Consider the following 22411-nt stretch of genomic DNA (forward strand, 5'->3'; position numbering starts at 1 on the left):
AATGTCGTTATCCGCGGGTCAGCGACAGGAGATCGCGTGCCGGTCCCACCGGCCGGTGCCCTGTCGGCCACACCGCCCGCAGGTCCCGGGCGAGCGCGACGCCGTCGACCGGCACCGGCACGAGTCGCCGCACGGCGAGCTCCTCCCCCACCGCCAGCTCACTCAACACCGCCGGCCCCGCCCCACTGACCGCCGCAGCCTTCACCGCAGTCGTCGACGACAGCTCGATCAGCGGCCGCGCCAGCCCACCCAGCGCCGCGTCCAGGACCTGCCGGGTCCCCGACCCCTTCTCGCGCAGGATCAGCGGCGTCGCCGCCAGCTCCGCGGCCTCCAGCGGACGCCGGCGCCGGGCCCACGCATGCCCGGGTGCCGTCACCACGATCAGACGGTCGTGGGCGATCACCGTCGAGTCCAGCCCGGGCGGCACACTGACCCCCTCCACAAAGCCCAGATCGGCCTCGCCCGACAGCAACCGCTCCCCCACCGCCGCCGAGTTGCCCGCAAGCAGGGACACCGCCGTGTCGGGCCGCTGGGCGCGCAGCGCCAACAGCCAGCCGGGCAGCAGGTACTCGGCGATGGTCATGCTCGCCGCCACCCGCAGCCGGGAGTCCCGCCGGTCCCGCAGCGCCTGCGCGCCCACGTCGAAGGCCTCTGCCGCCTCCACGATCCGCCGCGCCCAGTCCGTGACCAGCGCACCGGCGTCCGTGAGGCGGGAGCCGCGCGGCGAACGGTCGACGAGGGCCACCCCCAACTGCCGTTCCATGGAACGGATGCGGCTGCTCGCCGCCGGCTGGGTGATCCCCACCTCCCGCGCGGCCCCGCCCAGACTGCCGAGCCGCGCCACCGCCAGCAACAGCTCAAGCGCCCCGAGATCGGGCACCCGATGCGCCAGCGGGACGACGACTGCCGACGGCTCCTCCCTCTCACTCATAACTCCAGCTTATGCCCTCATAGAGACATACTCCCTGGTCGCACGAGACCGGCAGCGAGACCGTGAAGCATGGTCACCGCAGCCCAGCCCCTTCCGCGTGCCACCGCACGCCCTCCGCGCGCCACAGCCGTCCGCCATCTCGGGCCCAACTGGTACGCCACCGTCATGGGCACCGCCATCGTCGCCACCGCAGGGTCGGCGCTCCCCCTCGACATCCCCGGCCTGCGCACCGTCTGCGCAGCCGGGTGGGCCCTCTCCCTCGGCCTCCTGCTCGCTCTGCTCGCCGCCCGCGCCCTGCACTGGAGGCACCATCGCGACCAGGCCCGCGCCCACCTCCTCGACCCGGCGACGGCACCGTTCTACGGGTGTCTCGCCATGGCCCTGCTGGCCGTCGGCGGCGGCGCCGTCACGGTCGGCCGGGACTGGATCGGACCGCACGACGCGCTCCTTCTCGATGCCGTGCTGTTCACCGCCGGGACGGTGGTGGGACTCGCGGCGGCCGTCGCCGTGCCGTACCTCATGGCCGTACGGCACAAGGTGGAGCCGGACCAGGCCACGCCGGTGTGGCTGCTGCCCGTCGTCGCGCCCATGGTGTCCGCGGCGCTCGGGCCGCTCCTCGTGCCGCACCTGCCGGACGGGCAGCCCCGGCAGACGCTCCTGTTCGCCTGCTTCGCGATGTTCGGGCTCAGTCTCCTCGCGACCCTGCTGATGCTGCCGGTGATCTTCGGCCGGCTGATCACCGGCGGTCCACTGCCCCTCGCCCTGGCCCCGACGCTGTTCCTGGTGCTCGGACCGCTCGGGCAGTCCACCACCGCGGTCGGCAAGTTCGCGGACGTGGCACCGGGTGTCGTACCGGCGCCGTACAGCGAGGGATTCGGCATCCTCGCCGTCCTGTACGGCGTGCCGGTGATGGGCTTCGCACTGCTCTGGCTGGTGTTCGCCACCGCGCATGTGGTGCGGGCGCGGCGGCAGGGCATGGGCTTCGCGATGACGTGGTGGGCGTTCACCTTCCCGGTGGGGACGTGTGTCACGGGCGCCGAGACGCTCGCCCGGCACACCGGGCTCGTCGCATACGAGTGGCTCACGGTCACGCTGTACGTCCTGCTCCTCACCGCCTGGGCCGCCGCCGCCCTGCACACGGCCCGCGGTCTGCTCAGCGGAGCACTGCTCGCAGCGCCTCGCCCAGCACCCGCGGCGCCTCGGTCAACGACGGTCCGTACCAGGTCAGATGGCGCCCGCTGACCAGGGCGCACTTCAGGCCGGGGAATGCCTCCGGGCCGTCGTCGGCCGTGAAACGGTACGGCTCGTCCGGCAGGACGACGACGTCCGGTGCGGCCGTCCGCAGGTCGTCGAGCGGGATGCGGGGGTAGCGGTCGGGGTGGGTGGCGTAGAGGTGGTCGACGCCGAGGCGGGAGAGTACGTCGCCCGCGAAGGTGTCCCGGCCCAGGACCATCCAGGGGCGGCGCCAGATCGGGACCACGGCCGTCGTACGGTGCTCGGGGCTCGGCAGGCGGGACCAGGTCGTCTCGGCCTCGTCGAGCCAGCGGGGGCGGGAGGTCGCCCCGCAGGCCTCCAGCACCCGGGCCAGCTCCGCGAACGCTTGCGGTACGTCACACACCACCGTCACCAGGACCTCGACGCCCGCCGCGCGCAGCGCCGCCAGGTCGGGTTCGCGGTTCTCCTCCGCGTTGGCCACCACCAGGTCCGGGGCGAGCGCGAGGATGCAGTCGAGCTCGGGGTTCTTGGTGCCGCCGATGCGGGGGAGGTCCAGGCCGGCGGGGTGCGTGCACCAGTCGGTCGCGCCGACCAGGGCGCCGGGGACAGAGACCGCGATCGCCTCCGTCAGCGACGGGACGAGGGAGACGACGCGCACCGGCACTACCGCGACCGGTTCTGGACCGCCTCGACGTGCTCGGCGACCGCGACGACGACCACACGCGTGTCCGACACGGTGGCCCGCCACCGGTGGCGTACGCCACCCGTCAGATACAGCGTGTCGCCGCGGCCGAGCCGGTAGGCCCGCCCCTCGGCCTCGATCTCCACCGCACCGTCGGCGACATACATCAACTGATCGTTGCGGTACTGGAATTCGCGGCCCGCGTCATGGTCCCCGGTGAACTCCGAGGCATGCATCTGGTGGTGCCCCCGTACCAGTGAACGCATCCGCGGCTCGGCCACCGGATCGGGCTCGGCGCGCACGACGTCGACGCTGCACGCCGGGTCGGCGGCGGCGAGGAGTTCCACGGCGGTGGTGCGCAGGGCGTCGGCGACCTTCTCCAGGGACGTTCTGCTGGGCCGCGCCCGGTCGTTCTCGATCTGGCTCAGGAAGGGAACCGACAGGCCGCTGCGCCCGGCCACCACGGCGAGGGTGAGCTGCAGCGCCCGACGGCGTCGCCGCACGGCCGCGCCCACTCGCAGGGGCTGATCCTTGTGGTCGTCTTTGTGGTCGCCCATCGCTCCGGCTCCCTCCTTCGCTCGTGTGTCCGTGTGGCGCGGTTCCGTGTGCCGTGCACCAGGGTCCCGGTGCGGCTCGTTGATGAGTTCTCTGCACCTTACGCAGGTTCGGCAAACCGTTTCATGCGCCCGTCACATCCCCGTAAACACTGCGTGCGGTCAATTCGCCAACTCCGACCCGCGGATGGGCTCTGCCCACTCGCCGGGCGCGGATTCCTCCTTCGGGACGAAGCCGCTGACCAGTGGGGCCGGAGGGCGGACAGGGCCGGTGGTGGGGGCGGGCGGCGGTCAGTGCGGGATCCGCCGTCCGCGGGCGGGCGGATCAGGCTCCGGTCGGCCCGTCCGGTGCCGGGATCGCGGGCATACGTCCGCCGGTTCCCTACGTCGGCGGCGCGGCGCCCAGTTGGCTCCCCGTGTCGCGATCCTGCCGGTCATGGCTGGTCAGTTCGATGGTGCCGCCATCCATCGAGGTGACGCCGGGGGCGGCTTCGGCCCGGTCGACCAGAGCGCGCGGCGCGGTGCATGTGCACTCGGCACTTCCGGCCCGGAGAGCGATGAGGCTTGGGCGATGACATGGCGCTCCGTGGTTGGCCGGATCCTTTTCGTACGCCCTTCACGCGCGCGTGGGCGGCCCGTCGCGAAACGGACCGCCCACGCGCGCGTGCTTCCCCTACGGAAGCGTCATCCGGCCTACTGAGGTGTCATCCGGCCGACGATGTCCTGGTGCTCCTTGAGCCAGGCGGCGACGGCCTCCTCCTCGTGCCCTTGGCCGCCCTTGTTGATCTCGGCCTCCAGGCTGCCGAGCTCGGCCTCGCTCATCCTGAAGTTCTTGATCCACTCGGTGAGCTGCGGGTACCGCTCGGGGAACTTCTCGTTGGAGATGGTGCGGATCGTGTTGCCCTCGCCGAAGAGCTTCTTGTCGTCCTTCAGCTTGGTCAGGTCGTACCGGCTGTACGCCCAGTGCGGCGACCACAGCACCACGGCGACGGGCTTCTTCTGGGCGTAGGCGCGCTTGAGCTCGGCCAGCATCGCCGGGGTGGAGCCGTCGACGACCTTGTACTCCTTGTCCAGGCCGTAGCCGGGCAGCACCTTCGTCTTGAGCAGGTTCATCTCGCCGGTGCCCGGCTCGATCCCGATGATCTTCCCGCCGAAGAGGCCCGCCTTGCCCTTGAGGTCCTCGTAGGACTTCACGCCCTTGACGTACGAGGGCACGGCGACCTCCAGCGAGGTCGGCTGGTACCAGGTGCCGAGATCCTTGAGTCTGTCCTTGGACTTGTCCCAGTAGTTCTTCTGCGCGTACGGCAGCCAGGCGTCGAAGTTGACGTCCAGGTCGCCGGAGGCGAGTCCGGTGTAGACCGGGCCGACGTCCATCTGCTTGAGGTTGAGCTTGTAGCCGCGCCGCTCCAGGACGTTCTTCCAGAGGTAGGTGACGGCGATGTCCTCGTCCCAGGGGAACCAGGCGACGTTCACGGGCCGCCCGGCCTCGGCGGAGGCGGAGTTGTGCGGGACGGGGGCCGCCTTGTCCACGAACCCCGGATTGTCCTTCAGCCAGGCCCGCACGGCGTCCTGCTGCTTGCCCTTGCCCGCCTTGTTGATCTCGGCCTCGAGGCTGGTGAGCTGCTTCTCGCTCATCCTGAAGTTCTTCAGCCACTTGCCGACGACGGGGTTGTCGCCCGTGAAGCCCTTGCGGGTGAGCGTGTGCACACCGTCGCCCTCACCCCAGGCGCCCCTGGGGTCCTTCAGCTTCTTCAGCTTGTAGTCGTTGTACGCCCAGTGCGGCGACCAGAGCGTGACGACGATGGGCTGCTTCTGGCTGTACGCCCGCTTGAGCTCGGCCAGCATCGCCGGGGTGGAGCTGTCGACGACCTTGTACTCCTTGTCCAGGCCGTAGTCCGGCAGGACCTTGCTCTTGAGCAGGGCCGTCTCGCCGGCGCTGGACTCGATGCCGGTGATCTTCCCGCCGAAGGTGCCTCCCTTGCCCTTGAGGTCGTCCAGGGAGTCGATGCCCTTCATGTACGAGGGGACGCTCAGCTCCAGGGAGGTCCTGCCGTACCAGGCACCGAGGTCGTCGAGCTTGCTGCCGTACTTCTTCCAGTACTGGGCGTGCGTGGTCGGCAGCCAGGCGTCGGTCTGGAAGTCGACGGTGCCCTGGGCGAGCGCGGTGTAGAGCGGGCCGGCCTCGAACTGCTTGGCGTCCACCTGGTAGCCGCGCTCCTCGAGGATCTCCTTCCAGAGGTAGGTGGAGGCGACGCCCTCGTCCCACGGGATGTAGCCGATGCTGATCTTCTTGCCCTGGCCGACGTCCTTGCCGTCGGCCACCGGAGCGGAACCGCTGTTGCCGCCGAAGACGCCCATGCCGCCCGCGACGAGCGCGAGGACCACGACACCGATGACCGCGATCTGCGGACTGGGCCGGTACGACCAGATCTTCAGGCCCTGGGCGGCGCGGGCCTTGGCGGCGGCGCGGCGGCCCAGCGGGGAGACATGCGTGCCCAGGGCGCTGGTCATGCGGTCGAGGTAGATCGCGAGGATCACGATCGCGACACCGGCCTCCGAGCCGAGGCCCACGTTGAGCTGGCCGATGGCCTCGTTGACGTCGCCGCCGAGGCCGCCGGTGCCGACCATGCCGGCGATCGCGGCCATGGACAGGCCGAGCATGATGACCTGGTTCACACCGGCCATGACGGTCGGCAGCGCGAGGGGCAGCTGGACGCGCAGCAGGGTGTCGCGGGGCGAGGTGCCGAAGGCCTCGGCGGCCTCGACCAGTTCCTTGTCGACCTGGCGGATGCCCAGTTCCGTCATGCGCACGCCGGGGGCGAGCGCGAAGATCAGGGTGGCGACGATGCCCGCGGGGGCGCCGGTGCCGAAGAACAGGATCGCCGGGATGAGGTAGATCATCGCGGGCAGCGTCTGCATGAAGTCGAGGACGGGCCGGACGAGCCCGCTGACCCGGTTGGAGCGCGCGGCCCAGATGCCGACGGGCACCGAGATCACCAGCGCGATGATGGTGGCGACGAGGACCAGCGACAGGGTGACCATCGCGTCGTCCCACAGTTCTAGGGAGTCGATGAAGGCGAATCCCACGAAGGTCAGGACACCTGCGAGGGTGCCGCGGAGCCAGAACGCGAGCACGGCGAAGATGCCGGCGAGCAGCAGGGGCTCGGGGGCCTGCAGAACGGCGTTGATGCCGTCGTAGGTGCCCGTGAAGACGGTCTTGAAGAAGTCGAAGAGCCAGGACACATGGGCCAGCAGCCAGTCGACGGTGCTGTTGACCCAGTCGCCGAGCGGGATCCTAGGCATGGACGGCCTCCTCGTTGCCGAGGAAGGCGACCAGGCGCTCGGTCGGGACCACGCCGACGAGCTTGTGCCGGGAGTCGAGGACGGCCACGGGGTGCGTCATCCGGGCGCTCATCGCGCAGAGTTCGGTGAACGGCGTGTCGGGCGTCGCGGTCTCGCAGTGGCTCGTGCAGCCGCAGTCGGCCTCGTCGCCCTGTACGTCCGTGTCCATGACGGCGGACGCGGTCAGGACCCGGGAGCGGTCGACGTCCTGGATGAAGGAGGCGACGTAGTCGTTCGCGGGCCGCAGCAGGATGTCCTCGGCGGTGCCGGTCTGGACGATACGGCCGTCGCGCATAACGGCGATGCCGTCGCCCAGGCGCATGGCCTCGTTGAGGTCGTGGGTGATGAAGACGATGGTCTTCTTCAGGCTCCGCTGCAGTTCGAGCAGCTGGTCCTGCATGTCACGGCGGATCAGCGGGTCCAGGGCGCTGAACGACTCGTCCATCAGCAGCAGATCGGCGTCGGTGGCGAGGGCGCGGGCGAGGCCCACGCGCTGCTGCATGCCGCCGGACAGCTCGTCGGGCCAGGACTTCTCCCAGCCGGCCAGTCCGCACAGGGCCAGCGCCTCGCCGGCGCGCTGCTCGCGCTCGGCGCGGGGCACGCCCTGCACGGCCAGGCCGTAGCCGGCGTTCTCGAGGACGCTGCGGTGCGGGAACAGCGCGAAGTGCTGGAAGACCATGCTGATCTTCCGCGCGCGCACCGCGCGCAGCTCGCGGTCGCCGAGCGCGGTCAGGTCCTGGCCGTCGAAGCGGACCCGTCCCGCGGTCGGTTCCAGCAGGCCGTTGAGCATGCGCAGCAGCGTGGACTTGCCGGAGCCGGACAGGCCCATGACCACGAAGATCTGGCCCGGTTCCACGGTGAAGGACGCGTCGATCACGGCGGCCGTGGTGCCGTCGGCGCGCAGCTCCTCCCGGTCGGCTCCCTGTCGGAGCCGCTCGACCGCGTCGTCGGGTCGTCTGCCGAACACCTTGTAGAGGTGCTCGGCCTCTAGCCTGGATGACACGTCTGCCTCTCATCACGGGGGTGGGGGGACAAGGGCCGCGCCTGCCCCCGGCCGACCAGGGCAAACGCGGAAGTGGTTCAGTTCACAACCAGTGCGTAGGATCGCCGCCGGTGCTTCACATCGGGCGTGTCCTGGGGGGACGACTGTGGAACGGCCGGACGACACACGCGCGTCGGTGCTGCGCTTCGCGACGGAGCTGGTGGCCTGGATCGCCACGCCCTGGGCACTGTGGCCGCACTCCTGGCCGCTCGCCGTCCTCGCGGTGCTGGCGCTGATCGGTCTGCCGACCGTCTTCTCCACCCCCGGCGACAAGGAGAAGGTCGTCGTCGCCGTACCGGGCTGGGGCACTGTCCTGCTCGTACTGCTCCAGCTCGTCGCGGCCGTGATCTCCGCATGGTGGCTGTTCCCCGCCTGGGCGGCCGTCCTCGTGTCGCTCTTGGCCGCCGCCACCCTGGTGACCGAACGTCCGCGCTGGCGGTGGCTGCTCGCCGGCGCGTGACTGTCAGTGTCGTACGGCATGATGCGAGGCGTGACCGGACGACTGATGCTCCTCGACACCGCCTCGCTCTATTTCCGCGCCTACTTCGGCGTGCCGGAGTCCGTGAAGGCCCCGGACGGCACCCCGGTGAACGCCGTGCGCGGGCTCCTCGAATTCATCGACCGCCTGGTCAAGGACCACCGCCCCGACCACCTGGTGGCGTGCATGGACGCGGACTGGCGCCCGCAGTGGCGGGTCGATCTGATCCCCTCCTACAAGGCGCACCGCGTCGCCGAGGAGCACGAGGTCGGCCCGGACGAGGAGGAGGTGCCGGACACGCTGTCCCCGCAGGTGCCGGTCATCGAGGCGGTCCTCGACGCGCTCGGCATCGCGCGTGTGGGCGTCGAGCCCTATGAGGCGGACGACGTGATCGGCACGTTCACCGCGCGGGCGAAGGGCCCGGTCGACATCGTCACCGGCGACCGCGACCTGTACCAGCTGGTGGACGACGCGCGAGGGGTGCGCGTGCTCTACCCGCTCAAGGGCGTCGGCACGCTGCAGCTCACCGACGAGGACTGGCTGCGCGAGAAGTATGGGGTGGACGGCGCGGGGTACGCGGATCTGGCGCTGCTGCGCGGCGATCCGAGCGACGGCCTGCCGGGGGTGCCGGGCATCGGCGAGAAGACGGCCGCGAAGCTGCTCGCCGAGTTCGGGGACCTGGCCGGGATCATGGCCGCGGTCGAGGACCCGAAGTCGAAGCTCACACCGTCGCAACGCAAGCGGCTGGACGAGGCACGGCCTTACGTGGCCGTGGCCCCGAAGGTCGTCAAGGTCGCCGACGACGTGCCGCTGCCGGACGTCGACACGGCCCTGCCGCACGCCCCGCGCGACTCGGCGGCACTGGACGAGCTGGCGGTCCGCTGGGGACTGGGCGGCTCGCTGCAGCGTCTGCTGACGACGCTGGGGATGTGACGTGTCCGGCGACGCGCGCTCATCAAGTCTTCATGGGAGAGGTGTTAACTGAGGGAAGATGCTAACTTAGGTAAACCTAAGCTTGGGAACAGGGAGGCCGCCATGGCAGAACGCCCGGCACGGAAGCCGCGGAAGGCCCAGTCGGCGCAGGTCGTGCGCACGGAACGGCTGACTCCGCACATGCAGCGCGTGGTCCTCGGTGGCGAGGGTCTGGCCGGGTTCGCGGCGGACACCTGCACCGACCACTATGTGAAGCTGCTGTTCCCGCCGAGCGAGGGTGTTGCCTACCCCGAACCCTTCGACCTGGAGCGCATCCGCGAGGAACTCCCGCGCGAGCAGTGGCCGGTGACCCGGACGTACACCGTGCGGGCCTGGGATCCGGTCCACCGCGAGCTGACGCTGGACTTCGTGATCCATGGCGACGAGGGCCTGGCCGGCCCATGGGCGGCGCGCGTCCAGCCGGGCGAGACGGTCCACTTCATGGGCCCGGGCGGCGCCTACGCCCCGGACCTCAGCGCCGACTGGCATCTGCTCGTCGGCGACGAGAGCGCCCTGCCTGCGATCGCCCGCTCCCTCGAATCGCTGCCCGAGGGCGTCACGGCGCACGCCTTCGTGGAGGTCTCGGGCCCCGAGGAGGAGCAGAAGATCGACTCCGATGTGGAGGTCGTCTGGCTGCACCGCGGGGACCGGCCCATCGGCGAGGCGCTGGTCGAGGCCGTACGGTCGCTGCGGTTCCCGGAGGGCCGGATGCATGCGTTCGTGCACGGCGAGGCGCACTTCGTGAAGGAGCTGCGCCAGCTGCTGCGCTGCGACCTGGCGGTCCCGCGCGAGGACCTGTCGATCTCCGGCTACTGGCGGCTCGGCCACAACGAGGACGGCTGGCAGGCCTCCAAGCGGGAATGGAACGCGCGCATCGAGGCGGAGCAGGAGAGCGCGGCGTCCGCCGCCTGATACGTCCGAAGGGGCGGCACCTCGTCGAGGTGCCGCCCCTTCGCCGTTGCCGTTGCACCGACAGGTGCGCTCACACCGACCGCTGGTACGAGCGGAACGTCCGGATCGACAGCCACACCGCCGCCACCGCGAGCGCCAGCAGCGCCCCGCCGCGGCTGAGCACATCGCCCCAGTCGGGGTGCTCCGACAGTGCCGAACGGCCCGCGACCATCGCCCAGTTGAGCGGGTTGAAGTCGGCGATGTGCCACATCCAGGACGGCATCTGGGACGGCGCCATGAAAGCGCTCGACAGGAACGTCAGCGGCAGCAGCAGGAAGGTGTTGATGCCGATGATCGACTCCCGCTCCTGCACCAGCATGCCCAGAGCGTTGGACAGCGCCCCGAAGACGGTGCCGAGCAGCACGGAGGCGAGGACCAGGACGGCGATGCCGCCGACGCCGCCCGGGTAGTCGGCGCCGCCTGCCAGCGCGAGCAGCACGATGACGACCGACTGGAACGCGGTGACCAGGCCGTTGTTGACGACATTGCCGTTCATCAGCGCGGCCCGGCTGACCGGAGTGGTCAGGAAGCGGTTGAGCGTACCCCGCTGGATCTCCTCCAGCGTGCCCATCCCGGCCCACATGTTGGAGCTGAGCGCACTCATCACGACCACACCGGGGACGAGGTAGTCGAGGTACGTGGTCGTTCCGAAGCCGCCCAGTTCGACGACCTTCTTGAAGAGGTTGCCGAACAGGAACAGCCAGATCACCGGCTGGATCAGCGTGATGACCGCGTACGCCGGCTGCCGGGTGAACACCATCAGCTGACGCTGCGTCATGTACCAGGTGTGGGAGACGGCCGTGCTCATCGCGCACCTCCGGCGGGGACGAGGCTCTCAGTGGCTTCGGCGTCGGCCTCCGAGTAACGGCGGCCGGCGTAGCGGAGGTAGACGTCGTCGAGGGAGGGCCGGGCAACGGTCGCGGCGGCCACCCCGACCCCGGCCCGCTCCAGCGCCCCGAGCAGCGCGGGTACGGCCGCGGCCCCGTCGTCGGCGCGGACGCTGACGCGGCGCCCGTCGATCAGCACCTCGTGCATCCCGGGCAGAGCACCGAGGGCGCCCTTGAGGAGCGTACGGCCGGCCTCGCCGACCGGCTCCCGGAGCTCCAGGTGGACGGCGTCGCCGCGGAGTTCGCCCTTGAGGGAGTCCGGAGTGCCCTCGACGACGACCCGGCCGCGGTCGACAATAGCGATGCGCTCGGCGAGCCGGTCGGCCTCCTCCAGGTAGTGCGTGGTGAGCAGGATCGTCAGGCCCTCCTCCCCCGCCAGCCGGTCGATCTCGTCCCACATGGCCGTGCGGGCCTCGGGATCCAGGCCGGTGGTGGGTTCGTCGAGGAAGAGCACCTCGGGACGGTGCACCAGACCGAGGGCGACGTCGAGCCGGCGTCGCATACCGCCGGAGTAGCCCTTGACCGGACGCTTCGCGGCGTCGGCGAGACTGAAGCGGTCGAGCAGCTCGTCCACCCGGCTGCTCAGGCTGGCGCCCTTCAACCCGTAGAGCCTGCCCTGCAGTTGGAGGTTCTCGCGGCCGGTGGCGACCGGATCGGCGCCGGAGCTCTGGGCGACCACGCCGATCGCGCGGCGCACCCGGTCCGGGTGGCGCAGCACATCGTGCCCGGCGACGGTGGCGGTGCCCGAGTCGGGCTGCGCGAGGGTGGTGAGGATCTTGACGGTGGTGGACTTGCCGGCGCCGTTGGGCCCGAGGAGCCCGAAGACGGTGCCCGGTTCGACGGTGACGTCCATGCCGCACAGGGCGGTGACCTCACCGGGGTAGGTCTTGATCAGCTGGCGCGCCTGCACTGCGGGCGCACGGGTAGCACTCACGACTGCTCTCCTGAATGAGCGGATGACAAACGACCGGATGACAACTGATCCGTCCGCGTGAAGAGCGCCGGGCTATCCTGGGTGTGCCGCACCTCGATCGCCTGGAGCCGCTTCACGGCGGATTCAGTTCGGGGTTCGAGACCCCGGCCCAGCTGCTGCAACAGCCCGGCCGGGGTCTGTTTTTCGTCAGGTGAACTCCGGTGGCAGCTCCCCCGTCTCGTGGAAGTGGCGCCACGCGTCGACGCCCGGCAGCGAGCCCTTCTCGATCTCCTCCAGGAAACCGCGGACCCATTCCGCCTGCGCCTCGACCATGTGCAGCTGGTACTCGACCTCGACGAGGAAGAGCCTCGGAAGCGTCTCGCCGAGCTTCTGCAGTGCCGCGCGCCCGCTCGCCACCTCCACCTCGAGGTTCTGCAGCCGCTCCTGGAGCAGCCGCACCACGTCGTCGGGGGGCAGCGCCCCGAGCAGTGACAGCGCGGTCTCGAAGATCGGGAACTCCTTGGCCGGCACGGCCAGCAGATCGGACAGCCAGTCGGCCATCTCCTCCCGCCCCGCCTCGGTGAGCCCGTAGACCGTGCGCTCGGGCCGGTTGCCCTTCCGCTCGACGTCCGCGACCTCGACGAAGCCGTGCTTCTGGAGGTTCTGCACGACGGTGTAGAGCGAGCCGTACTTGATCTTCGTGCTGTTGTCCTTCCCCTGTTGACGCAGGGTCTGGGCGATCTCGTACGGATGCATCGGCTTCTGCCAGAGCGTGACCAGCACGGCGAGCGCCAGCGGGTTGCTGAGCTTGCGGCGCTTCATCGCCATGACGGATCACCTCGCTTACGAATATCCGCCACCGAACATATCGCGACCCTCCGCGGGGCGTCAATACACACGATGTATCGCGTTTCGAGGTGCAGAGCAAGGGCGTGAGGACTTGGGCCCGCCCCGGACATGACGGCGTGACGCGCACGAAACAGCCCGTCCCTAATTTCTGTCGCCTGACAGGAACCCGCGCCACTCCCCGCTCCCCGCGCCGAAGGCAGGTGCCGCCGTGACGACAACGACCCCCTCCGACGTCCACCCCGATCCACCGCACCCGCCGGACGACGGCTCGCTCGCGGAGTTCGGCTACCGCCAGGAACTGCACCGCAGCCTGGGCAGGTACGCCTCCTTCGCGGCCGGGTTCTCCTTCATCTCCGTACTGACGACCGTCTTCCAGTTCTTCGCCTTCGGGTACGCGTTCGGCGGCCCCGTCTTCTTCTGGGCCTGGCCGGTGGTGCTGGTCGGGCAGCTGCTGGTGGCCGCGTGCTTCGCGGAGCTGGCCGCCCGGTATCCGATCTCGGGCGCCATCTACCAGTGGTCCTCCCGGCTCTCGAACGTCACCTTCGGCTGGTTCGCCGGCTGGATCATGGTGATCGGACAGATCGTGGTGGTCGCGGCGGCGGCGCTGGCGCTGCAGATGGTGCTGCCGGCGATCTGGTCGGGGTTCCAGCTGGTGGGCACCGACCCGGCGGTGACCTCGCAGGACGGCGCGGCGAACGCGGCGGTCCTCGGAGTGATCCTGCTGGTGCTGACCACGCTCGTGAACATCGTGGACAACCGGGTGATGTCCCTGATCAACCGGGTCGGAGTGACCGCCGAGATCATCGGTGCGGCGCTCATCGTCGTGCTGCTGCTCACCCACTCGAAGCGCTCCCCCGGCATCACCTTCCACACCACGGGAGCCGCAAGTTCCGGCCTGTTCGGGGCACTTGCCGTGGGTTCCTTCACGGCGGCGTACGTGATGATCGGCTTCGACAGCGCGGGCGAGATGAGCGAGGAGACACACCACCCCCGTCGTACGGCGCCCCGCACGATCCTCACGGCACTGGGCGCCGCGGGCCTGCTCGGCGGTCTGGTCATCCTCGGCGGCCTGCTCGCCGCACCCAGCCTGACCGACGGGCACCTGGGCGTCGACGGCCTGAGCTACGTCCTGACCAGCCGCCTGGGCGACGGCGTCGGCAAGGTCCTGCTGGCGGACGTGGTGGTGGCGATCGCGGTGGCAACCCTCGCGATCCAGACGGCGGCCTGCCGGATGCTGTTCTCCATGGCCCGCGACGGCCAGCTCCCCTTCTCCCGCCGCCTCGCCCGCGTCAACCCGAGCACGGGCATGCCGGGCGCCCCCGCCCTCGTCGTCGGCGTCCTCGCCGCGGCGCTCCTGCTGCTCAACTTCGTCTCCCCGGACGCCTTCCTGGCCATCGGCACCACCTGCATCGTGATGCTGTACCTCGCGTACGCGATGGTCACGGGCCCGCTCCTGATCCGCCGCCTGCGCGGCGAGTTCACCTCCGAAGGCACCGACGAGACGGGCGGCCGGCTCTTCTCCCTGGGCCGCTGGGGCATCCCGGTCAACGCACTCGCCCTCCTCTACGGCCTCCTCATGACGGTCAACCTGGCCTGGCCGAGGGCGGCGGTGTACGACCCGGCGGGCGGGCACTGGTACTTCCAGTGGTTCACGGTGCTGTTCTTGCTGGTCACGGTAGGGATCGGAGCGCTGTACCAGTGGGGGCGCACTCGACGCGCGCACACCGCCCGGGAAACCGCTCCGGCCCTCCCGGATCCGACTCGATAGCCGGACGCTTCCTGCACAGATGCAACAAGTGTCGCGCATTGCCCACCAGTTCACTCGCACAGCCATGAACGAATGGGACCCAACACTTTCGGATCGATGCCACACATGACAACATTTCAACCAAGTGCGCCCCGCGTGTGCCGTCGTACGCTCCTCCTACGCTCCTTCACGGGGAACGACGTCGCGCGCACGCTGGGGGATTGAAGCCAGAAGTGGGATGTTCTTGCGGAGGCTCGTGGTCATGGCAACAAGTTGCGTCGAAGTCGCGGCAGTAACCCCGGACATGCTCGCTTGGAAGGGCTCCGCACAGGAGGCTCTGGCGCATATGTCAGAAGCACGCGGCATTCAGCAACTGCTGCACCGTTCGCATGAGCTCTGGTGCGGACCGAATTGCGATCGAGATACGGCCTGCACATTCCTGCATTACCCGCGAAAACCCGTGGCGGCCGTCCGTCCCTCGACCACGAGGTCCCGTTACAACAAGCACACCGCCCACCTGTACACGGTGATGGGCGGGGACGGTTACGTGGGCCCGATCGCGCAGCGCCACCGGATCAACTTGTGGCCGTTGCTGGAAGAGGTCGTGGAGCGGTGGGATTCGGTGGAGGGGCAGCTCGGCGGGACCCCGCAGCACTATGCCGACTGGACGAAGAAGCGCGATGCCACCGCCGCCGACACGGTGTCACGCGCGTGCCGTGACACCATCCAGTGGATGGCCTGCTGGGTCGGCGAGCGATACGGCGCAGATCCACTGGGTCTGCACTACATCGCCTTCGCCACCATCCTCGACGACATCTGCATACCTCCACTCGATCTGGTCAGCGGCCGTTTCCGCATGTACGGCCGCTCCGTGGGTGATCTCGTCGAGGCGATGGACGCGGCCGGCTGGGGGCGCGACGCAGTCCATGCGCTGCTGTCTCTGATCAGGCAGTCCATTGCGCAGTACGCGGAGAAGATGGACTTCCGCCCGGGGGACGAACACGTCGGACTCCACGAGGAGTTGCAGAACTCGCCGAGCATGTGGGACGGTGTCATATTCCGGGGGAACACCGGAAATGCATATGGCACTGCGATCATGGTCGCCCGGAACAGCGAAACCGGCCCGGTCTCCTTCCCCTGGCTCATGGACAGTGCGGTGTGCGACTGCCTCTCGATGGACCTGTGCAAGTCGACGCTCGGCATCTACTCGCTGGACAATCACCAGCCGACCTCGAACGGCCACCGGTCGGAGAAAAGGAAGGCCAGCTACCGGTCGATCTATCTCGATCTCATCGACGATCTGGTCTTCACCGGTGCGCCCGAGCCGTTGGTGCACTTCGGCCGCAGCGGTTTTCTCTTCGTGCAGATACAGGACCGGTACCAGGAACGTCGGCATGGCAGGCGATTCCCGCTGGCTCCGCCGATGGCCCGCGAGCTCAAGCGCCTCTTCGGTGAAATGCCGACGGATGAATGGCTCGAGAAAATGTTCCACAGCGGCGAAGAGGATTCAGTGCGCCGATTCATGTGGTCGCACCGTCGCGCCGGATGACAAGTTCTGTCACAAGCGCATATGCGGACAGCTCTCGTGCACACGTGTGCAGGTCAGTCGCCCTGCACACGTGCGTGCAGGTGCATGTCGTGCCAGCCGTCGGGGTGCAGGAAGGCGCTGCGCTTGACCCCTTCCAGGGCGAAGCCGGTCTTGGCTGCGACCCGGCAGGAGGCCAAGTTGGCGGCGGCGTGCAGGAGTTCGAGGCGGTGAAAGCCGATCTCCTCGAAGGCCCAGCGGGTGAGGGTGCCGGTCGCACGTGCCGCGACGCCCCGGCCGCGGGCCGCCGCCGTGGTCCAGTACGCGACCTTGGCCAGACCGTCGAAGAGCACGATCTCGCGCAACGCCACCCGCCCCAGCAGCCGGTCGCTGTCCGCGTCGGTCACGGCCCACTCGGCGATGCGCTCGCCTTCCCACTCCTTCAGCCATCCCTCGATCCAGCCCGCGGCCTCCGCCTCCGAGTCGCTGGTCCGCAGATGCCACTGGCGCATGAGCGGATCCTGGAAGGTCTCGTGCACGGCGGGCGCGTCCTCGGGCCGCCAGGGGCGCAGCACCAGCCCGTCGCCGGTGGAGAGCACAGGTTGGGGGGATCGGGCGAGGCTTCCGGAGGGCAGCACGGGTCCGGTGGTGTCGGGCATGATCCGCATCCTGCCCGTGGGGCGCGGCCGGTCCAACCGGTTTTTCCGGCGCCGTACGCTTGATCGTGATGAGACGCAAGCCACGGATCCCGCCCGCCCCGCTGCCGCAACGGCGGGGGGTGGATCCGGTGCGGGTGCGGCTGCCCGCCGGGGGGCCGTGGGCCACCGTGCGCGAGCATCTGGTCGAGCGGCTGAGCGGGGCGGGCGCAGGGGCCGTCGACGGGATGTTCGAGGCGGGGCAGATCGTCGGAGCCGACGGGCGGGCCGTCGCGCCCGACGCGGCGTACGAACCCGGCATGTTCGTGTGGTTCCACCGCGAGCTGCCCGAGGAGGTACCGGTGCCGTACCCGCTTCGGGTCGTGCACCGGGACGAGCACATCGTCGTCGCGGACAAGCCGCACTTCCTGGCCACCACCCCGCGCGGCAGCCACGTCACCGAGACCGTGCTCGCGCGGCTGCGCCGGGAACTGGGCCTGCCCACGCTGGGGGCCGCGCACCGGCTGGACCGGCTCACCGCCGGGCTCGTGCTGTTCACGGTGCGGCCCGAGGAACGCGGCGCGTACCAGGCGCTGTTCCGCGACCGGCGGATAGCGAAGGAGTACGAGGCGGTGGCGCCGTACGATCCGGGTCTCGCCCTTCCCCGGACGGTGCGCAGCCGCATCGTGAAGGAGCGTGGGGTGCTCGCCGCCCACGAGGTGGAGGGCGAGCCGAACGCGGTCAGCCGGGTGGAGCTGGTCGAGCACCGTGCCGACGGCCTGGGGCGGTACCGGCTGATTCCCAGCACCGGGCAGACCCATCAGCTCCGTGTCCATATGAACGCGCTCGGGGTGCCCATCCTCGGCGATCCGCTCTACCCGGTGGTGACCGACCCCGTGCCGGCTGGTGACTTCCGGCGACCGCTCCAACTGCTGGCGCGGACGCTGGAGTTCACCGATCCGGTCACGGGGGTGGAGCACCGGTTCCGGAGTTCGCGGGCTCTGGAGGCCTGGAGCTCCTACGGCGGCTGGGCCGGTCAGTAGCCGCGCCACCAGGTCAGGAAGCGGCGCCAGGCACCCTTCGGGCGAGCCGGCTGCTCAGGTGCCGACGCGGCCTGCTGGGGCGGTGCCGCCGGCTGCAGCTCCGGGGTGGGGGCGGCCGGCTCGGGCTGCTTGCTGCCGACCTGCCAGTCGGTGCGCTGCGCCGGGACGGGGGCGTGTCCGGGCTTCGCCTTCACGTTCTGCTGGGGCTTCGGCTCGAAGCGGACCGGCAGTTCCACCAGGTGGCGGTTCGAGATGCCGGTCACCCACCGCAACTCGTCCTCGTCACAGTCGAGTTGGACGTCGGGAAGACGGTTCAGCAGCGCGTCGACGCCGACGTCGGCGATGGCTCGGCCGATGTCCTGGCCCGGGCACTCGTGCGGGCCGCCGCTGAAGGCGAGGTGGGAGCGGTTGCCCATCATGTTGGCCGACAGGTCCGGGCGGACGCGCGGGTCCACGTTGCCCGGCGCGATGCCCAGAAGGAGGCCGTCGCCCTTGCGGATGCGCTTGCCGCCCAGCTCGGTGTCCTGCTTGGCGAAGTAGGCGAAGACGGTGCTGAACGGCGGCTCGTCCCACAGGGACTGCTCGACCGCCTGGGGCACGGTCATCTGGCCTCCGTTGAGCTGGGCGCGGAACCCCGGGTGGGTGAGCACCATTCGCAGCACGTTGGCGATGAGGTTGGCGGTGGCCTCGTACGCCGCCATCAGGACGACGCGCAGGTGCTGGCCGACCTCCTCGTCGTTGAGCCGCGCCTCGTTGTTGATCAGGTGGCTGGTGAAGTCGTCCTCGGGTTCGGCCCGGCGGCGGGCGGTGAGCCGCATCAGGACGTCCATGACATACGCGTTGCTGGCGATGGAGGTCTCGGTGCCCTTGAGCATGTCGCGAGCGGCGTGCACCATCCGATCGTTGTACTCGTCGGCCATCCCGAGGACCTCGCACATCACCGCCATCGGCAGGTATTCGGCGAACTGGCCGACCAGGTCGGCCCTGCCCTTCTCGCAGAACTTGTTCACGAGGTGCTGGGTCGCGTGGTTGATGTGGCGGCGGACGCCCCGTTGATCGATGGTCGACATGGCGGCGGTGACCGCCCCGCGCAGCCGCACGTGCTCGTCGCCTTCGGCGTGGGCGCAGATCGGCTGCCAGGCGAAGTGCGGCATGAGCGGGTGGTCGGGCTTGACCGTCCCGTCCTGCATCGGCTTCCACAACCTGTTGTTCTTGCAGAACTGCGCGGGCGTGCTCACCATGTGCAGGTTCTCGCTGTGACCGAGCACCACCCAGATCGGCACGTCCTCGTGCAGCAGCGCGGGAGCCACGGGACCGTGCTCTTCGCGGAGCTTCTCGTACACGGCTCCCAGGTTCTCCGCCCCGGGGCCGTACAGCCGGCGCAGCCCGCCGGGGCCGATGCCTTTTCCGTGCGCGGGGCAGCCCGGAGGCGGGCCGGCCAGGGACTCGTCCGTACCGGTCGGGGAGAGGGGTTCAGGCGTCACGATCGTCGCTCCGAAGCTGAGTGGATCCGGTGTACAGGTGGTGATGGGGCCCCGGTTCGAGCGAAGCCGGGAACACGGGACGGCCCGGAAATGCGGGATGGCCGGGGATACGGGAGTAGCAGTGCGCGGGGCTCATGTGCCGGCCCTGGCCCGCGCCAGTGCATGGAGGAAGCGCAGCAGCGTCATCAGGACGTCCCGGCTGGAGGCCCGGCGGCGTGCGTCGCAGTCGATGATCGGGATCTCCTCGGCCAGGTCGAGTGCGGTGCGCAGTTCGGCGATGGGGTAACGGGGCGCGTCGGGGAAGGAGTTGACGGCCACCACGAAGGGCACGCCGCGCTCCTCCAGCCGCCCTATGACGTCGAAGCTGACCTCGAGCCGCCGGGTGTCGATCAGTACGACCGCGCCCAGCGCGCCCTCGAACAGCCCGTTCCACAGGAACCAGAACCGTTCCTGGCCGGGGGTGCCGAAGAGGTAGAGCACCAGCTGGTCGGTGATGCTGATGCGGCCGAAGTCCATGGCCACGGTGGTGGCCGTCTTGGACTCGGAGCCGTAGTTGTCGTCGACCCCGACGCCGGCCTGCGTCATGGTCTCCTCGGTGGTCAGCGGCCTGATCTCGCTGACCGAGCCGACCATCGTCGTCTTGCCGACTCCGAAGCCGCCCACGATCACGATCTTCACCGCGGCCTGGGCCGTGTGCGGCAGATGATCCTCTGTTCGTGGTCCGGGGATGGTGTCAGAGCCTTTGAAGTCCATGCATCACCGCTTCGAGAAGGGAACGGTCGGGGAGCGCCTGCCGGACGATCGGGGCGCGCGCCTGCACCAGTTCTGCCGTCAGCATCTCGGTCAGCAGCACGGTCACCACGCTGAACGGCAGACTCAGATAGGCCGAGAGCTCGGCCACCGAGAGGGGGGCCGTGCACAGCCGGAGCATCGCCGTCTGCTCCGGAGTGGCGGAAGGCGGCGGGTCGGCGCGCGCCACGATTAACGTGACCAGGTCGATGTCGGCGCGTTCCCCGTCCGGCCCGGCGACGACGTAGAGCCGCTCCGGGGCCTTCGGGTCACCCTCATGGCCTTCCTTGGAGGGTGTCGGGGGAGGTTCCGGGATGTCCTGACTGGGGTATCGCCGCCGGCGTTGCGGAGGAGTCATACGGTCTGCCCGTTGCGCCGGGGCGGACTGGTGAGATGGGCCCCGATCCGTACGACCAGATCACGCATGCGGTTGCTCATCAGACCGGGCTCGGCGACCACGTCGGAGAGCACCGCGAGGTAGGCATTGGCTCCGGCGGCCATCAGATAGAAGTAACCGCCGTTGATCTCGATGATGACCAGCTTCATCCGGCCGTCGCTGCCCGGGATCTCATGGGCGACGGCGCCCGCCAGGCTCTGCAGTCCCGCGCAGGCCGCGGCGACGCGGTCGGCGGCGTCGGGATCGCCCCCGTAGCGAGCGATGCGCAGGCCGTCGGCGGAGAGCACCACGATCATCTCGATGCCCGGTACTCCGTCGGCGAGATCCTTGAGCATCCAGTCGAAGTTGGCTCGCTGCTGGATCACTTGTGGTCCCTCTCGTCGTCGGCCTCGATTCGGGCCGGCTCGTTGGTCGGCTGGGTGAATGCGGTCGGGTCCGGGTCGCCCTTGAGGCCCTCCCAGAACGCCTCGACCCACAGCCCGGGTTCGGTTTCCTTGGTCTCCGGCTCCGGCTCCGTCACGGGCGTCGTCCAGGCGGGCCTGGCCGCCCTCGCCTCCCGCTCGGCCTCTTCGGCGGCGGCCTGTTCGGCGAGCCGCTGGCTGAGCGGGATCTTGACCCGGCTGCGGCGCTGCGGCAGGCCGCCCGCGGTCCACTCCGTGACCTCGGGGATCTCGTCCTCCATGGACACGCCGGCCGGAATACGCGGGCTGGTGGGACGCCGCCGCTTCGGTGCGCGCTTGGGACCTTCGAGCGCACCGAGTTCGAGCTTGGGCAACGCGGTGGCGCCGATGCCGTGGGCGAGGCCGGGCGCCTCGTCGCCGGTCACCATCACGCGCGGGATGACGAGGACGGCGCGGACACCGCCGTACGCGGAGGCACGCAGCGAGATCTGCATGTCGAACGCCTTGCACAGACGGCCCACGACGGCCAGGCCCAGTCGCGGGGCGTCGCCGAGTTCCTGGAGGTCGACGCCGGCCTGGGCGCGCTCCAGCATGGTCTCGGCCTTGGCGCGGGCCTCCTCGCTGAGGCTGACGCCGGCGTCCTCGATCTCGATGGCGATGCCGGTCTGCACCTCGGTCGCGATGACGTGCACCTTGGTCTGCGGCGGCGAGTAGCGCGTGGCGTTGTCGAGGAGCTCGGCGCAGGCGTGGATGACCGGCTCGACGGAGATGCCGCGGATGTTGACCTTGGCGATGTTGTCGAGCGAGATGCGCTTGTACTCCAGGATCCGGGACATGGCGCCGCGCAGCACGCTGTACAGCGGTACGGGCTGCGGCCACTGGCGTCCGGGGCGGCCGCCGCCGAGCACCGCGATGGAGTCGGCGAGGCGGCCGATCAGCGCGGTGCCGTGGTCGATGCGCAGGAGGTCGTCGAAGACCTCGGGGTTGCGGCCGTGGTCCTCCTCCATCTCCCGGAGTTCCTTGGCCTGTTGGTGCACGATCGCCTGAACGCGGCGGGCGATGTTGACGAAGGAGCGCGCCGAGGAGTCCCGCAGGGCTTCCTCGTTGTCGATGATGTCGAGCATCCGCCTGACCAGCGCCACCTGGGCCTTGGGCAGGTCGCGGTAGGCGGGGTCGATGTCGCCGAGGAGGTTGACCACGTCCCTGGGCGTGTGCCCGCTGCGCAGGTACTCGATGGCGGTGGGGACGATCTCGTGCGAGAGGCGGTGGACCTCCTGTTCGTGTCCGGCGATCCGCCGTTCCATGTACGCACGGTGACGGGCGCTCTCCTCGCGCACCGCCTGCAGGGCGCGGCCGCGGCGTACCGCTTCGGCCGCCGTCGCGATCACCAGGAGTGTGGCGACGGCGCCGCACCACACGACGGCCGCGCGGGCCGGCACGGCCACCAGGGCGACGGCTGCTCCGGTCGCTGCGGCCATCACTATGGCGGGCAGCAACAGCACGCGCGCGTAAGGAAGTTCACGGCGCCCGGGAGGGGATTGAACACTCACCATGTAGGCCCTCTGAAAAAGATC

The 22411-nt window shown here is 69.9% G+C and carries 21 protein-coding genes; 7 read left to right on the forward strand and 14 right to left on the reverse strand.

What is annotated here, in order from left to right:
- Nucleotides 1-7: 7 nt before the first annotated feature.
- Nucleotides 8-931: a LysR family transcriptional regulator gene (locus ACFY1E_RS14375; protein WP_389075404.1), complete on the reverse strand. Its 924-nt coding sequence runs from the start codon at nucleotides 929-931 to the stop codon at nucleotides 8-10.
- Nucleotides 932-1000: 69 nt separating this feature from the next.
- On the opposite strand from ACFY1E_RS14375, the gene ACFY1E_RS14380 reads away from it, so the two are divergent.
- Nucleotides 1001-2173, forward strand: coding sequence for a TDT family transporter (locus ACFY1E_RS14380; RefSeq protein ID WP_389075406.1), 1173 nt, complete (start codon nucleotides 1001-1003; stop codon nucleotides 2171-2173).
- Here the strand turns inward: ACFY1E_RS14380 and ACFY1E_RS14385 are convergent.
- The 4 genes from ACFY1E_RS14385 to ACFY1E_RS14400 all read right to left on the reverse strand — a co-directional run bounded on the left by ACFY1E_RS14385 (nucleotide 2085) and on the right by ACFY1E_RS14400 (nucleotide 7727).
- Nucleotides 2085-2804 (reverse strand): helical backbone metal receptor, encoded by a 720-nt coding sequence (locus ACFY1E_RS14385; RefSeq protein ID WP_389075407.1) that lies wholly within the window; start codon nucleotides 2802-2804, stop codon nucleotides 2085-2087. The two genes, ACFY1E_RS14380 and ACFY1E_RS14385, sit on opposite strands and share 89 nt — an antisense overlap.
- A gap of 5 nt (nucleotides 2805-2809) precedes the next feature.
- Entirely contained in the window at nucleotides 2810-3385 is a 576-nt protein-coding gene (locus ACFY1E_RS14390; protein ID WP_389075409.1) for a helix-turn-helix domain-containing protein, read from the reverse strand.
- A gap of 690 nt (nucleotides 3386-4075) precedes the next feature.
- On the reverse strand, nucleotides 4076-6685 hold the full coding sequence (locus ACFY1E_RS14395) for an ABC transporter permease/substrate binding protein (protein WP_389075411.1): 2610 nt from the start codon (nucleotides 6683-6685) through the stop codon (nucleotides 4076-4078).
- On the reverse strand, nucleotides 6678-7727 hold the full coding sequence (locus tag ACFY1E_RS14400) for a glycine betaine/L-proline ABC transporter ATP-binding protein (RefSeq protein WP_389075413.1): 1050 nt from the start codon (nucleotides 7725-7727) through the stop codon (nucleotides 6678-6680). Before ACFY1E_RS14400 ends, ACFY1E_RS14395 begins: the two co-directional genes overlap by 8 nt.
- Nucleotides 7728-7872: 145 nt before the next feature.
- Between ACFY1E_RS14400 and ACFY1E_RS14405 the strand changes: the two genes are divergently transcribed.
- From ACFY1E_RS14405 to ACFY1E_RS14415, 3 genes are all read left to right on the forward strand, one after another.
- Entirely contained in the window at nucleotides 7873-8226 is a 354-nt protein-coding gene (locus tag ACFY1E_RS14405) for a hypothetical protein (protein WP_389075416.1), read from the forward strand.
- A gap of 21 nt (nucleotides 8227-8247) precedes the next feature.
- Nucleotides 8248-9177, forward strand: coding sequence for a 5'-3' exonuclease H3TH domain-containing protein (locus ACFY1E_RS14410; protein WP_389076025.1), 930 nt, complete (start codon nucleotides 8248-8250; stop codon nucleotides 9175-9177).
- 102 nt (nucleotides 9178-9279) lie between these two features.
- Nucleotides 9280-10128 (forward strand): siderophore-interacting protein, encoded by an 849-nt coding sequence (locus ACFY1E_RS14415; protein WP_389075418.1) that lies wholly within the window; start codon nucleotides 9280-9282, stop codon nucleotides 10126-10128.
- A 70-nt stretch (nucleotides 10129-10198) separates the two neighbouring features.
- Here the strand turns inward: ACFY1E_RS14415 and ACFY1E_RS14420 are convergent, their stop codons facing one another.
- The 3 genes from ACFY1E_RS14420 to ACFY1E_RS14430 form a co-directional block, all read right to left on the reverse strand.
- Nucleotides 10199-10975, reverse strand: a complete 777-nt coding sequence (locus ACFY1E_RS14420; RefSeq protein ID WP_389075421.1) for an ABC transporter permease — start codon at nucleotides 10973-10975, stop codon at nucleotides 10199-10201.
- On the reverse strand, nucleotides 10972-11988 hold the full coding sequence (locus tag ACFY1E_RS14425; RefSeq protein ID WP_389075423.1) for an ATP-binding cassette domain-containing protein: 1017 nt from the start codon (nucleotides 11986-11988) through the stop codon (nucleotides 10972-10974). The genes ACFY1E_RS14420 and ACFY1E_RS14425 overlap by 4 nt, the downstream gene beginning before the upstream one ends.
- Nucleotides 11989-12174: 186 nt before the next feature.
- Entirely contained in the window at nucleotides 12175-12795 is a 621-nt protein-coding gene (locus ACFY1E_RS14430) for a helix-turn-helix transcriptional regulator (RefSeq protein ID WP_389075426.1), read from the reverse strand.
- A 229-nt stretch (nucleotides 12796-13024) separates the two neighbouring features.
- Here ACFY1E_RS14430 and ACFY1E_RS14435 point away from each other — a divergent pair, with 229 nt between their 5' ends.
- Complete coding sequence (locus ACFY1E_RS14435) at nucleotides 13025-14584, forward strand: amino acid permease (protein WP_389075427.1); 1560 nt, start codon at nucleotides 13025-13027, stop codon at nucleotides 14582-14584.
- 325 nt (nucleotides 14585-14909) lie between these two features.
- Nucleotides 14910-16112 carry a hypothetical protein gene (locus ACFY1E_RS14440; protein ID WP_389075429.1) on the forward strand — a complete coding sequence of 401 codons (1203 nt, stop codon included), beginning with the start codon at nucleotides 14910-14912 and terminating at the stop codon, nucleotides 16110-16112.
- A gap of 53 nt (nucleotides 16113-16165) precedes the next feature.
- On the opposite strand, the gene ACFY1E_RS14445 is transcribed toward ACFY1E_RS14440, so the two are convergent.
- Nucleotides 16166-16747 (reverse strand): GNAT family N-acetyltransferase, encoded by a 582-nt coding sequence (locus tag ACFY1E_RS14445; protein ID WP_389075432.1) that lies wholly within the window; start codon nucleotides 16745-16747, stop codon nucleotides 16166-16168.
- 68 nt (nucleotides 16748-16815) lie between these two features.
- Here ACFY1E_RS14445 and ACFY1E_RS14450 point away from each other — a divergent pair, with 68 nt between their 5' ends.
- Complete coding sequence (locus ACFY1E_RS14450) at nucleotides 16816-17766, forward strand: RluA family pseudouridine synthase (RefSeq protein ID WP_389075434.1); 951 nt, start codon at nucleotides 16816-16818, stop codon at nucleotides 17764-17766.
- On the opposite strand, the gene ACFY1E_RS14455 is transcribed toward ACFY1E_RS14450, so the two are convergent.
- The 5 genes from ACFY1E_RS14455 to ACFY1E_RS14475 form a co-directional block, all read right to left on the reverse strand.
- Nucleotides 17760-19250: a cytochrome P450 gene (locus tag ACFY1E_RS14455; RefSeq protein WP_389075437.1), complete on the reverse strand. Its 1491-nt coding sequence runs from the start codon at nucleotides 19248-19250 to the stop codon at nucleotides 17760-17762. The genes ACFY1E_RS14450 and ACFY1E_RS14455 overlap by 7 nt on opposite strands.
- Before the next feature lie 132 nt (nucleotides 19251-19382).
- Nucleotides 19383-20003, reverse strand: coding sequence for an ATP/GTP-binding protein (locus ACFY1E_RS14460; RefSeq protein ID WP_389075439.1), 621 nt, complete (start codon nucleotides 20001-20003; stop codon nucleotides 19383-19385).
- Nucleotides 19984-20397 (reverse strand): DUF742 domain-containing protein, encoded by a 414-nt coding sequence (locus tag ACFY1E_RS14465; protein WP_389075442.1) that lies wholly within the window; start codon nucleotides 20395-20397, stop codon nucleotides 19984-19986. Before ACFY1E_RS14465 ends, ACFY1E_RS14460 begins: the two co-directional genes overlap by 20 nt.
- Entirely contained in the window at nucleotides 20394-20801 is a 408-nt protein-coding gene (locus ACFY1E_RS14470) for a roadblock/LC7 domain-containing protein (RefSeq protein WP_016434374.1), read from the reverse strand. The genes ACFY1E_RS14465 and ACFY1E_RS14470 overlap by 4 nt, the downstream gene beginning before the upstream one ends.
- Nucleotides 20798-22390 (reverse strand): sensor histidine kinase, encoded by a 1593-nt coding sequence (locus ACFY1E_RS14475; protein WP_389075445.1) that lies wholly within the window; start codon nucleotides 22388-22390, stop codon nucleotides 20798-20800. The genes ACFY1E_RS14470 and ACFY1E_RS14475 overlap by 4 nt, the downstream gene beginning before the upstream one ends.
- Nucleotides 22391-22411 lie beyond the last annotated feature (21 nt).

The organism is Streptomyces sp. NPDC001604, assembly GCF_042893475.1.
Classification (GTDB): Bacteria; Actinomycetota; Actinomycetes; order Streptomycetales; family Streptomycetaceae; genus Streptomyces.

What these genes read in the sequence shown, in the direction of transcription:
- ACFY1E_RS14445 (WP_389075432.1), bottom strand. Translation starts at nt 16,747, where the DNA reads ATGCCCGACACCACCGGACCCGTGCTGCCCTCCGGAAGCCTCGCCCGA.
- ACFY1E_RS14450 (WP_389075434.1), top strand. Translation starts at nt 16,816, where the DNA reads ATGAGACGCAAGCCACGGATCCCGCCCGCCCCGCTGCCGCAACGGCGG.
- ACFY1E_RS14475 (WP_389075445.1), bottom strand. Translation starts at nt 22,390, where the DNA reads ATGGTGAGTGTTCAATCCCCTCCCGGGCGCCGTGAACTTCCTTACGCG.
- ACFY1E_RS14420 (WP_389075421.1), bottom strand. Translation starts at nt 10,975, where the DNA reads ATGAGCACGGCCGTCTCCCACACCTGGTACATGACGCAGCGTCAGCTG.
- ACFY1E_RS14440 (WP_389075429.1), top strand. Translation starts at nt 14,910, where the DNA reads ATGTCAGAAGCACGCGGCATTCAGCAACTGCTGCACCGTTCGCATGAG.
- ACFY1E_RS14460 (WP_389075439.1), bottom strand. Translation starts at nt 20,003, where the DNA reads ATGGACTTCAAAGGCTCTGACACCATCCCCGGACCACGAACAGAGGAT.
- ACFY1E_RS14380 (WP_389075406.1), top strand. Translation starts at nt 1,001, where the DNA reads ATGGTCACCGCAGCCCAGCCCCTTCCGCGTGCCACCGCACGCCCTCCG.
- ACFY1E_RS14390 (WP_389075409.1), bottom strand. Translation starts at nt 3,385, where the DNA reads ATGGGCGACCACAAAGACGACCACAAGGATCAGCCCCTGCGAGTGGGC.
- ACFY1E_RS14375 (WP_389075404.1), bottom strand. Translation starts at nt 931, where the DNA reads ATGAGTGAGAGGGAGGAGCCGTCGGCAGTCGTCGTCCCGCTGGCGCAT.
- ACFY1E_RS14410 (WP_389076025.1), top strand. Translation starts at nt 8,248, where the DNA reads ATGCGAGGCGTGACCGGACGACTGATGCTCCTCGACACCGCCTCGCTC.
- ACFY1E_RS14415 (WP_389075418.1), top strand. Translation starts at nt 9,280, where the DNA reads ATGGCAGAACGCCCGGCACGGAAGCCGCGGAAGGCCCAGTCGGCGCAG.
- ACFY1E_RS14395 (WP_389075411.1), bottom strand. Translation starts at nt 6,685, where the DNA reads ATGCCTAGGATCCCGCTCGGCGACTGGGTCAACAGCACCGTCGACTGG.
- ACFY1E_RS14430 (WP_389075426.1), bottom strand. Translation starts at nt 12,795, where the DNA reads ATGGCGATGAAGCGCCGCAAGCTCAGCAACCCGCTGGCGCTCGCCGTG.
- ACFY1E_RS14465 (WP_389075442.1), bottom strand. Translation starts at nt 20,397, where the DNA reads ATGACTCCTCCGCAACGCCGGCGGCGATACCCCAGTCAGGACATCCCG.